The organism is Kitasatospora sp. NEAU-69, from assembly GCF_057158765.1.
The window spans coordinates 257,211-269,109 of record NZ_JBWXUE010000006.1 but is presented as its reverse complement, the minus strand read 5'-3'; the positions used below and the strand labels follow the sequence as shown (position 1 = coordinate 269,109).

8 protein-coding genes are annotated in these 11,899 nt (G+C 69.8%); 7 read left to right on the top strand and 1 reads right to left on the bottom strand.

Annotation, left to right across the window (positions count from 1 at the left end):
• The first annotated feature begins 183 nt into the window (after positions 1 to 183).
• The 6 genes from AC060L_RS09925 to AC060L_RS09900 all read left to right on the top strand — a co-directional run bounded on the left by AC060L_RS09925 (position 184) and on the right by AC060L_RS09900 (position 10,457).
• A complete protein-coding gene (locus AC060L_RS09925; protein ID WP_483798238.1) occupies positions 184 to 885 on the top strand; it encodes a spermidine synthase family protein in 702 nt (233 codons plus the stop codon).
• A gap of 760 nt (positions 886 to 1,645) precedes the next feature.
• A complete protein-coding gene (locus AC060L_RS09920; protein ID WP_483798237.1) occupies positions 1,646 to 3,598 on the top strand; it encodes a putative Ig domain-containing protein in 1,953 nt (650 codons plus the stop codon).
• Positions 3,599 to 3,879: 281 nt separating this feature from the next.
• On the top strand, positions 3,880 to 5,568 hold the full coding sequence (locus AC060L_RS09915) for an FAD-dependent monooxygenase (protein ID WP_483798236.1): 1,689 nt from the start codon (positions 3,880 to 3,882) through the stop codon (positions 5,566 to 5,568).
• Positions 5,569 to 5,671: 103 nt separating this feature from the next.
• Positions 5,672 to 7,363, top strand: coding sequence for an NAD(P)/FAD-dependent oxidoreductase (locus tag AC060L_RS09910; RefSeq protein ID WP_483798235.1), 1,692 nt, complete (start codon positions 5,672 to 5,674; stop codon positions 7,361 to 7,363).
• A 232-nt stretch (positions 7,364 to 7,595) separates the two neighbouring features.
• A complete protein-coding gene (locus AC060L_RS09905) occupies positions 7,596 to 9,350 on the top strand; it encodes an MFS transporter (protein ID WP_483798234.1) in 1,755 nt (584 codons plus the stop codon).
• Positions 9,351 to 9,719: 369 nt separating this feature from the next.
• The gene (locus tag AC060L_RS09900) at positions 9,720 to 10,457 is read left to right on the top strand and encodes a response regulator transcription factor (protein WP_483798233.1); all 738 of its coding nucleotides are present in this window, start codon (positions 9,720 to 9,722) and stop codon (positions 10,455 to 10,457) included.
• Positions 10,458 to 10,537: 80 nt separating this feature from the next.
• Here AC060L_RS09900 and AC060L_RS09895 read toward each other — a convergent pair whose 3' ends face one another.
• A complete protein-coding gene (locus AC060L_RS09895; protein WP_483798232.1) occupies positions 10,538 to 10,828 on the bottom strand; it encodes a hypothetical protein in 291 nt (96 codons plus the stop codon).
• Positions 10,829 to 11,338: 510 nt separating this feature from the next.
• On the opposite strand from AC060L_RS09895, the gene AC060L_RS09890 reads away from it, so the two are divergent.
• Positions 11,339 to 11,758 carry a TOBE domain-containing protein gene (locus tag AC060L_RS09890; protein ID WP_483798231.1) on the top strand — a complete coding sequence of 140 codons (420 nt, stop codon included), beginning with the start codon at positions 11,339 to 11,341 and terminating at the stop codon, positions 11,756 to 11,758.
• The last annotated feature ends 141 nt before the right edge of the window (positions 11,759 to 11,899 follow it).

Here is an 11,899-nt window from a genome sequence, read left to right as displayed (position 1 = left end):
TGTCTTTCCCACTTCTCCCCCTTCCCCCCCCCCCCCCTTCCCTCCCCCCCCCCCCCCCCCCCCCCCCCCCGCTTGCGTGGCTGCGCCTCGGAAACGGGTCGAGCGCCGGTGCCGGGACGTTCTAGAGTCGGTTCCCGGTAACCGATCGACTCGACCCGATCACCGTCCGGAGGGGAACACGACATGTCCGAGCTGCCCACCAGGGACCAGGCGGCGCCGGCCGTCGTACTCGACCGCCGCGAGGGGCCGTACGGCGAGGTGGTGCTGCGCCGCCGGGGCGCGGACTTCGAGATCATCGCGAACGGCTGCTTCCTGATGGACACCGCCGACGGCCGTTCCGAGCGGCTGCTGGTCGAGGCGGCGCTCGAGCAACTGGCCGTCGCCCGGCCCGCGCTGCTGATCGGCGGGCTCGGGGTGGGCTTCTCGCTCGCGCACGCGGCGGCACAGCCGCGCTGGGGCCGGATCGCCGTCGTCGAGCGGGAGGCCGCGATCATCGACTGGCACCGCGGCGACGCGTCGGGCGGTGGGCCGCTCGCCGCGTTCTCGGCCGACGCCCTGGCCGATCCCCGGGTGGTCGTGCTGCACACCGACCTGGTCGGCTACCTCGCCGGGACCGAGGACCGCTACGACGCGCTCTGCCTCGACATCGACAACGGCCCGGACTGGACCGTCACCGACGCCAACGCCGGCCTCTACGGCCCGGCCGGTCTGGCCGCCGCCCGCGACTGCCTGAACCCGGGCGGCATCCTCGCGGTCTGGAGCGCGCAGCCGTCCGCGGCCTTCGAGACGGCGCTGCGCGCGGCCGGTTTCACCGAGGTGCGCACGCTCGAGGTCTCGGTCGAACGCGGCCTGCCGGATGTCGTCCACCTCGCGCGCCGCAACTGAGTTTCCGGTGTTCTGTTTTCTATACAGTTAATTGCGCCGCTGTTATCTGTTGCCGGCCGCCGGCGGAGTGCCCCGCAAGCGCGTGTCCTGCACAATTCGATGACGTCCGGCGAATTCCGTTCAATTGTTGAGGGGCGCCGACCCGGCCGATCGGCCGGGCTACGTCCGCCGAAGTCACCGGAATGCGGACGGCGGGCGGCGCGATGCGGTGTCCCGGCTCGTCGGCCCGCCCGGCGCGGTGGCCTGAACAGTGCTGGTGGACGGCCCTTCGGTGCCCTATCGGCCGTTTGTTACGCCCTGATGACGATCCATCCGGTTCGTGCCAAACGCTACGCGCGCTGATCGTCGCCGACCTGCGACCTTTCCGTTAAACCTCGGAGTCGGCCGTAAGGGTCCTGTGAGTTACCTGTTGACCGCTGTTAACCAATTCTGCTTTGCTTCACCGCGGCAGCCGACAGCACGGCCGATCACGGCGGTGACTGGCCGACAGTTGTGGTTATCCGTAGCAATACCGGTTCTGTGGTCTCTCGGCAGAGAGGCCCGACCGCTTCCGAGCAATGCCCGGCAGGCCTTCCCGTAATTCTCCGGTGGGTGAGCTGTGCCCTGCTCCGGTCCGCGGTCGCAGCGTCCGGCCCCCAACCGGGGCGGAACCGGAGACGGTGAACCACGGTCCCGGCTGCCGCAGTCTCCCGTCCTGGAAAGCCGCCTCCCGGTCCTGATCGGAGCCCGGGCGGCGGGTTCACGAGAGGAACCCGCATCCATGGGTAGCCCCCACAGCTCCCGCGCCGCGAAGCGTGCTGCGCTCACCGGCGCAGTCTCCCTCGCCGTCGCCGCCGCCGGTCTGATGGCCGCTCCGGCCCAGGCCGCCACGCCGGCCGCTGCCCCGGCGGTCTCGGGCCAGGCCCACCACGGCCTCGCCGAGGTCGGCTCGCCCATCAAGAACGAGTTCAACCCCTACAGCTCCTCGCTGAAGGCCAGCAAGCTCCCGGGCATCCAGCAGTACGAGGCCCAGCGGCGCCAGAACATCGCCAACCAGGCGACGGCGGCTGCCACCGGCGCGGAGACGCTGTCGTACGGCGGCGGCGTGGACGGCATCGGCGTTCAGAGCGGCCACTCCAAGGTCTACCTGGTCTTCTACGGTAGCCAGTGGGGCAACCAGAGCACCGACAGCAACGGGAACGCGAAGTTCTCGGGCGACTCGGCCGGCGCCGCCGGCGCCACCCAGCAGATGTTCAAGGGCATCGGCACCAACAACGAGCTGTGGTCGGCCGACCTGACGCAGTGGTGCGACGGCCCGAACGTGGCCTCCGGCGCGACCAGCTGCCCGTCGAACGCCAACTACATCCCGTACCAGGCCGGCGGCGTGCTGTCCGGTGTCTGGTACGACAACGCGGCCGCCTCGCCGTCCGCCGCGACCGGCAACCAGCTGGCCCAGGAGGCGATCAACGCCGCCGGCCACTTCGGCAACACCACGGCTGCCGCGAACCGCGACGCGTACTACATCGTGCTGTCGCCGCACGGCACGGACCCGGACAACTACCAGGACCCGAACACCGGCTACTGCGCCTGGCACGACTGGAACGGCGACACCACCCTGACCGGTGGCGCGGCGAACTCGCCCTACGGCGACATCGCGTTCTCGAACCAGCCGTACAACATCGACCAGGGCCAGAACTGCGGCGTCGGCTTCGTCAACTCGCCCGGCACCCTCGACGGTTACACGATGACCCTCGGCCACGAGTGGCACGAGATGATGTCGGACCAGAACCCGGCCGGCGGCTGGACCAACCACACCGGTGACGCCACCTACAACGGCCAGGAGAACTCCGACGAGTGCGCGTGGCTGAAGCCCGGCACCGCCGGCGGCGCCGCCATGGTCACCTTCGCCACCGGCACCTTCGCCGAGCAGGCGAGCTGGTCGAACGACACCAACGCGTGCTCCATCTCGCACCCGATCGTCAACGGCGGCGGCTCCACCGGTGGCAACACCGTCACGGTGACCAACCCGGGCGCCCAGAGCGGCACCGTCGGCACCGCGGTCTCGCTCCAGGTCGCGGGCACCGACTCGGCCTCGGGCCAGACCCTGACCTACTCGGCCACCGGCCTGCCGGCCGGCCTGTCGATCAGCTCCTCGGGCCTGATCTCCGGCACCCCGACCGCCGCGGCCACCTCCTCGGTGACCGTCACGGCCAAGGACGCCACCGGCGCGACCGGTAGCACCACCTTCTCGTTCGTCGTGACCGGCTCCAGCTCCTGCACCCCGGCGCAGCTGCTCGGCAACGGCGGCTTCGAGACCGGCTCCGCCGCTCCGTGGACCGCGACCTCGGGTGTCATCAACAGCGACACCAGCTCCGAGCCGGCCCACTCGGGCAGCTACGACGCCTGGCTGGACGGTTACGGCTCCGCCCACACCGACACGCTCTCGCAGACCGTCAGCATCCCGGCCGGCTGCCACGCGAGCTTCAGCTTCTGGCTGCACATCGACACCGCGAAGACCGGCACCACCGCGGCCGACAAGCTGACCGTCTCGGCCAACGGCACCACGCTGGCGACGTACAGCAACCTGAACGCCAACAGCGGCTACGTGCAGAAGACCTTCGACCTCTCGTCCTACGCGGGCCAGAGCGTCACCCTCAAGTTCAACGGCGTGGAGAACTCCTCCTCCGCGCAGACCAGCTTCGTCCTCGACGACGCTGCGGTGAACGCCTCCTGATGACACATCGGTAGGAACCCTGCGGGGGCGGACCTTCGGGTCCGCCCCCGCAGGCGTTTCCGCGTTCGCCCCGATGTTCACGTTGTCGGAGCGGAGATGGGTCGTCCGGATGAGTTCGGCGGTGCGTAGGCGCCCCGGACTGGGACCGGAGGATGAATGACCGCAGAAGGTACCAGGACAGACTCAGCCATCGGGGCGAAGACGCCACCCCGCGCCGCCGCGTAGCTTCGGTGCACGTCCGGCGGACGCCGGACGGGCCGACTCGCAGCGGAGGTGTCCCGGTGGCTCAGTCAAGGCAACATCCGGCGCCCAGGCCCGGGCGGACGGTGCCGGCGCGCACCGACAGCGGTGCGTACGACGTGCTGGTGCTCGGCAGCGGACTGCCCGGCAGCGCGCTGGCCGCGATCCTGGCCCGCGGCGGCGCCCGGGTGGCACTGCTCGACTCGCAGCCGCATCCGGGCCGGGCCCGCGGCGAGGCCGCGATCCCGTACGAGTCGCTGCTGCTGCGGATGCTGGCCCGGCGGTACGGCGTGCCGCAGCTCGCGCACGTCGCCGGTTACCAGGCGCTGCGCGCGAAGGTGACGGACGCGGTGGGCCTCGGGCGCAGCCTGGGGTTCGTCTACCAGCGCGAGGGCGCGCCGCAGCGTCCGGAGCAGACCGACCAGCTGTCCACGCCGAAGATGGTGCCGACCGAGGCGACCAAGTACCGCCCGGACATCGAGGCGTACGTCTTCAACGCGGCCGTCTCGCACGGCGTGCGCCCGGTCTGGGCGAGCGAGCTGGGCAAGCTGGCCACCTCGGCGGACGGCGTGGAGCTGGTCACCGCCGACGGCCGCCGCCTCGAAGCCCGCTACCTCGTCGTGACCGGCGCACCCGAGCTCGTCGGCGAGCTGCTCGGGCAGGTCCAGCCGCGCGCGGGGTACGACGCGCAGCACGTGTCGCGCACGATCCGCGCCTGCATGATCGGCGTCCGGCCGTACGACGAGCTCTCGCGGGCCGACGCGCCGGTGCCGTGGGCGGACGGGCCGGTGCACCACATGTTCCACGGCGGCTTCCTCGCGGTCGTGCCGCTCGGCAGCACCGGCCGCCGGGCGGACCGGCCGACGAGCGTCGAACTCACGGTGGATCCACGGCTGTTCCCGGCCGAGGGCACCCCGGAGGAGGACTTCTGGGGGATTGTGCGGCGGTTCCCCGAGATCTCCGCACAGCTGGCGGGCGCCCGGGCCGTCAGCCCGTACGAGGCGACCGCCGACCCGCAGCAGTACGCGGCCGCCGAGCTGGCGGGGGAGCGCTGGTGCCGGATCGGCGAGGGCGCGGGTTACGTCGATCCGTACCTCTCGCTGCCGACCGTCGCCGCGCTGGAGCAGGTGAACGCGGTGGCCTGGCGCCTGCTGGCCGCGCTGCGCACGCCGGACGGGCCACCGGCCGATCTGGCGGGCGTCGCGGAGCTGGTGCGCCAGCGGCTGGCGGCGGACCGGCTGGTGCTGCGCACGGTGTTCCGCTCGACGGTCTCGTACCCGCTGTGGAAGGCCGTGTTCCGGATCTGGGAGACCGGTCAGCTGTACGGCACCTTCCGGCTGGAGAGCGCGGTCGGCGACCTGCTGCGCACCGGCAGCGACGCCGGTCTGCTGGCCTGGGAGGAGTTCGGCTACGCGGACGCGCCGTTCCCGGCGCACTCGGGCTTCCGCCGGCTGCTCGCGGAGGCGGCGGCGACCTGCGACGCGGTCGCGATGGGCGAGGTCGAGCCGGACGCCGCCGCGCAGCACCTGTTGCGCACGCTCAAGGCCTCCGGCATGGCGCCGCCGCCGTTCCGCTTCACCGAGCTGGAGCAGCGCTTCTACCACCCGACCCCCTGGCAGCTGGGCCGAGTCGCGGCCTGGTCGCTGCGCGGCGCGCCCGAGGAGATCGGCCGGCTGGTGCGGGCGGCTCTGAAGGGCATCGCCCGGCAGCGGCGCGCGCGTCCGCTCTGACGTCGGCTGTTCTGACGTCCCCCGGCCTTACCCCCCGACGCTGCTCCCCGACGCGGCAACTCATCACGGACTCTGCACCCTCACCATGAACGAGGAGAACCGCATGCCACTCGACAAGGCGCCGACGGCGGGTAGCCCCGCGCTGAGGCAGCAGCCCGAACACGACGTCATCATCCTCGGCGCCGGCTTCGCCGGATCGGCGCTGGGCGCGATCCTGGCCCGCCAGGGCGCCAAGGTGGTCATCGTCGACGCCGGCTCGCACCCGAAGTTCGCCATCGGCGAGTCGATGATCCCGTACACGCTGCTGGTGCTGCGGACCATCGCCGAACGCTACGACGTGCCGGAGATCGCCACCCTCTCCTCGTTCGACACCTGCACCAAGGAGATCGGCGCGTCCTTCGGCTGGAAGCGGCACTTCGGCTTCATGCGCCACACGCCGGGCAAGGAGCCCAACCCCTACGAGTCCAACCAGTTCAGCACGCCGGGCGTGCTCAACAAGACCGGCCACCTGTTCCGTCAGGACACCGACGCCTACCTCTTCAACGCGGCCGTCCGGTACGGCTGCCTGCCGATGCTCAACACCCGGATCGACGACGTCGAGCTCGAGGACGACGGCGTGTCCGTGATCGCCGCCGACGGCACCGTGATCCGCGGCCGCTTCCTGGTGGACGCGAGCGGCCACCGCTCGCCGCTCGCCGAGAAACTTCAACTGCGCGACGAGCCCTGCCGGTTCAAGCACCACTCGCGCTCGATCTTCACCCACATGATCGACGTCAGCACGGCGGACGCGGCGCTGCGCCACCCGAAGGCCGACCAGCCGCCGCTGCCGTGGAGCGACGGGACGATGCACCACCTGTTCGACCGCGGGTGGTTCTGGGTCATCCCGTTCAACAACAACAAGTACTCGCGCAACCCGCTGGTCAGCGTCGGCGTGACTCTCGACCCGCGCAAGTACCCGAAGAACCGGGCGGTGAGCGCGGAGGAGGAGTTCTTCGAGCTGGCCTCGCGGTTCCCCGCGGTGGAACGGAACTTCGCCGGCGCCAGATCGGTGCGGCCGTGGGTCTCCACCGAGCGGCTGCAGTACTCCTCGAAGGGCTCGATCGGCCCGCGCTGGTGCCTCATGTCGCACGCCGCCGGGTTCCTCGACCCGCTCTTCTCGCGCGGTCTCTCCAACACCTCCGAGGTGATCAACGCGCTGAGCTGGCGGCTGCTGGAGGCGCTCAAGCTGGACGACTTCTCCACCGAGCGCTTCGAGTACGTCGAGCAGCTCGAACAGGGCCTGTTGGAGTACAACGACAACCTGGTGAACAGCGCGTACATCGCGTTCGAGCACTACGACCTGTGGAACGCGGTCTTCCGGATCTGGGGCTACGGATCGGTGATCGGCGCGCTGCGCCAGCAGCGGGCGATGACCGGCTACCGGCGGACCGGCGACGACTCGTACTACCGGGACCTGGAGAACGCGCCCAATACCGGGCTCTGGTGGCCCGACCACGCCGAGTACAAGCGGCTCTTCGACTCGATGGTCGAACAGTGCGAGGCGTTCGAGCGCGGCGAGACCACCGCGTCCCGCGCGGCGGAGGAGCTGTTCCGGCAGCTGGAGGCGGCCGACTACATCCCGCCGGGCCTCGGCTTCGCCGACCGCAACCGGCCGTTCCTGAACCCGACGCTCTCCACCGGCCTGCAGGACGCCCGCTGGGTGCGGAGCGTGGCGCCGCCGGAGATCCGGGACCTGATCACCGGGACGGTCAAGGACATGGCCCGCGCCGGCCTGAAGGGGCGCCGGGTGTTCTGACAGGCGTTCCGGCAGGTGTACCGGCAGAGGTTCCGGACGCTGTCGGGGTGATCGTCTGATGATCAGTCAGTCCTACGTGGGGGCCGTCGCGATGGGTTCGCGGCGGCCCTCCGGCGTGCCCGGCTGCCGAGCGTGACGAGCCGCTTGCGGCATAAAGTCAACGCTTGTAGAGTTCATCCCGCGATGAGTTTCCGTCGAGTGCGTGGGCCATAGCCGGTACGAGGAGACACTGATGAGCCAAGGGGACAAGAACGCGCGCCCCGGCGCGACCCTGCAACCGGAGACCGCGGGCCTCCGGAGCGTCCAGGAGGAGGCTGCACCGGCGGGCAATCGCTGGCTGGTGCTCGGCATCGTCCTCTCCGGCGTCTTCATGCAGATGCTGGACACCACGATCGTGACGGTGGCGATGCCGTCGATCCAGGGCAGCCTGAAAGCCAGCTCCTCCCAGCTGGAGCTGATCGTCGCCGGTTACGCGCTCACCTTCGCCTGTGTGCTGATCACGGGCGGGCGGCTCGGTGACATCCACGGCCGCAAGAAGCTGTTCCTGAGCGGGATGCTCGGCTTCACCATCGCGTCCGCGCTCTGCGGGGTCGCGCCGACCGCCCAGATGCTGGTCTACTCCCGGATCCTGCAAGGGCTCTGTGCGGGCCTGATGCTCCCGCAGGTGCTCTCCATCCTGCAGGTGACCTTCCCCAAGAGCGAGCGGCCCAAGGCGCTGGGGCTGTACGGCGCGTCGATCGGGCTCGGCACCGTGCTTGGCCCGGTGCTCGGCGGCGCGCTGATCGAGCTCGGCCTGTTCAGCGGCTGGCGCTCGATCTTCTACATCAACGTGCCGATCGGCCTGGTGGCGCTGTACCTCGGCTCCCGGAAGATCGGCGAGTCGAAGTCCCCGCAGGCGCAGAAGCTCGACCTGCGCGGCGCCGCGATCGTCACCGTCGGCCTGTTCATGCTGGTCATGCCGCTGGTGATGGGTCGTGAGGAGGGCTGGCCGGTCTGGTGCTTCGCGATGATGGCGGCGGGCGTGGTGGCCCTGGTGGCCTTCTTCGCCTACGAGATCCGGCTGGGTGCCCGTCCGGGCTCCTCGCCGCTGGTGCGCACCTCGCTCTTCCGGCAGCGTCCGTTCACCGTCGGACTGCTCATCAATCTGGTGGCCTTCACCGGAATCCCGTCCTTCTTCTTCGTCTTCGTCTTCACGCTGCAGGTCGGCTTCAGTTATTCGGCGATCGCGGCCGGCGGTGTGGTGCTGGCATTCGCGCTCTGCATCGCGATCGGCTCCGGCCGGTCCGCCGCGGTGACCCGGCGGCTCGGCACCCGGATCCTGTCGCTCGGAATGGCGCTGATGACGATCGGAATGCTCGGTGTCACCTTCACGCTGCATTCGGCCGACACCGGTCTGCACGGTTACTACCTGATTCCGGCGCTGCTGGTCGCGGGCCTCGGCGGCGGCTTCTTCCTCGCCCCGGTCACCGGCGTCGTGATCGCCGGTATCCGGTCCGAGGACGCCGGTGCGGCTTCGGGTGTGCTCGCCACGGCGCAGCAGGTCGGAGCGTCGATCGGGATCGCGATCATCGGTGTCATCTACTTCGGTCTGCTCGGCACGAACGCCCACCAGGCCTCCGATACCGCGCTGCCGCGACTGCGCGAGCAGCTCTCGGTCGCCGGGCTTCCGGCGGCGCAGCAGCAGTCGGTGCTGGCCGGGTTCCAGGAATGCTTCAGTGACCGCACGCACGCGAAAGACCTGTCGAAGCTTCCGGCCAGCTGCACCGCGATGCAGCAGCAGGTGCTGAACAGCCCGGCGCCGATCGCGGTGAAGCAGCAGGTGCAGCAGGCGGTCGCCGGGAATGCCGTGCCGCACGCGATGAAGAAGGACTTCGTACTCAGTCTCCAGGAGTCCGTCTACTGGCAGGTCGGGGTTTTCGCCACCTGTTTCCTGCTGGTTTTCCTCCTGCCTCAGGTGAAGCCCACCGAACTGGTGGCCGCCGCCTGACACAGACGGCCTGCGGGATTCCGCCGGTGTGGTCGGGCGGTCGGAGCAGCCGCCGCCCCACCTTGTCCCATCAGCGATGAGTCCTGGCAGGCCCACTCAGGGCAGACGGTCCCCCGTCCGTCGCCCGCCCAGCGCCCCGGTCCCCCCGGCCGGGGCGCTGGATTTTACGGTTTCGATCCGATTTCGCGAAGCCTTCGCGAGCCCGCCGGGTGTACCTGTCCACGTCCGCCGGAGATTTTTACAATCCTCCAAGAATGCAAGATCAATCTCGGATTGGCGCAGCACTGACAAAGTCTTGACCTATTGATGCGGCCTGCATGACCGTGCTAGCCTCCGCAACACCGTCTCGTACTTTGAATATCGGGGGACATGGTGTTTCAGGGGGAGACAACACGGATTCTTTTGGTCGATGCCAGGACCGTTTCCAGGGTCGGGCTGCGGGTCCTGCTGGAGAATGAGACCGATCTTGAAGTCGTGGGCGAGGTGGCCGACGTCCGCGAGGTGTCCCGGGGCGTGGCGCGACTGGCCCCGCACGTGGTGATCGTGGACACCCACTGGGACTCCGTCGATGCGATGGCGGTCGTCGGTCAGCTGGCCTGCCGGGTGGTCGGCGAGCGGCCGAAGATCGTCGCGCTGATCCACGAGCTGGACAGCTCGGTGCAGCGCTGGCAGGTGGCCGGCGCGCGGGGGGTGCTGCCGAGCAAGGCGAGCCCGGAGCAGATCATCGCGGCGGTGCGAATGGTTGCCGCGGGCTACCGGTTGCTCGTCCCGTCGCTGGTCACGGAATCCGCCGAAGCCGCCGGATTCCCCGACTCCCTCGCCACCCCGGTCGATACGGAAGGACTCGACGGCTCGGACGGCGCGATCGAGCTGAGCGGGCTGACCCGCCGGGAACGCGATGTCCTGCAACTGATCGCGCGTGGTTACACGAACGCCGAGATATCCGAGGCGCTGTTCCTCAGCGAGAGCACGGTCAAGTCACACATTCAGCGAATGTTCGAGAAGCTGGACTTGCGCAACCGCGTGCATGCGGTCATCTACGCCTATGAAAAGGGCATGATCAGAGCCGGCGGAAACAGCAACGTACTGGTGGGAATTCCGTCCTGAGGCACAGCGCATTGCCGGGGCCCGGTCGGGAAATCACCGGTGGCACCGTGAATTGCCGGGCAAGATCCGCCGGACGGGCCCTAGGCCCGGTGCCGGCCGGGCTGGTGCTCGGGTAGGTGGCCGGGGTGGTGATCGGACCGGCTGTCAGACGGGCGGTCGAGGCGATGGTCCAGACACCGGTCGAGCCATTGGTCGAGCCGGTCGTCGCCGTCGGCGAGCGTTCGGAGGCCGGTCAGCAGGCTCAGTTGATCGACCATCAGCAGCCCGTCGCAGCCGTACAGCGGACGGTCGGGCGGGAAGACCTCGGCACGCAGCAGCGGCCGGGTCCCCTCGTGCGGCCCTCGCTGATCGGCGTTCCGACTGAGCTCCACACTGACTCCTGCATCGGCGCGAACCGGGCGGGTTTGGGCGATGACTTCTCGCCTTGGTGAATTGCCTTGGGCAGGACCGGACCTTACACCAGCCACCGCGCCGCGGCGCCGCCCGCCAGGCCCCCGCTCGAAGTCGGCCGCGTTGCGTCAAGTCGGCGGCGGCGCGCCCCTTGGGGGTGCGGGCGGGCAGGATGCTACGGACGGTGACCACTTCTGGGCTGATCGCAGTGGTTGGCGGTGCAGCCGGTCCGCTATCGGATGCGTGCCTCGATGCGGTGATCGGTTCGCACCTGCAGAGGCGTTTCCCGTGGCGGCCTGGCAGTTGCTGTTCGCCCCTGAGGATTCGTCAAAGACCAGATCAGCGCACGTACATGCCTGAGCGGAGGGTGCCCCTGGCAGGTGCGAGGGCGGCCCGGCCGGGGGACGGCAATCTGGCTAGAGTGAGCTGGAACACGGCTGCAGAACGCATCCGTTTGCCCGTGCTCCCCGAGCTCTGTGAGGCTGACTCCCATGACGCTGAGTATCCGCAACCAGATTCCCGGCACCGTCGTCTCGGTCACCACCGGTGAGGCGATGGCCACCGTCAAGACCCGGCTGGTCGGTGGGCAGGAGATCACCTCGGCCGTCACGGTGGATGCCGTCAAGGACCTCGGACTCGCCGAGGGCACGGCGGTCCGGGCGATGGTGAAGTCCACCGAGGTGTCGCTGGCCACCGGCCCGGTGCGCGGCCTGAGCATCCGCAACCAGATCCCCGGCACCGTGACCGATGTGGCCGCGGGCGCCGCGATGGCGACCGTCAAGGTCTCGGTCGCGGGCGGCGAGCTGACCGCGGCGATCACCAAGGACGCGGTCGACGAACTCGGGCTCGCGGCCGGCTCCCAGGTCGTCGCACTGATCAAGGCAACCGAGGTCGCTCTGGCCACCGCCTGACCATTGGCGCCTGACTGCCAGCGCCTGATTGCCACTGCCACTGCCTGGCCGCCACCGCCTGAGCGCACGGCTTGGCCGCCGCCGCCCGAAGGCTACCGCCTGACCGTCACGGCCTGACCGTCACGGCCTGACCGCCACTGC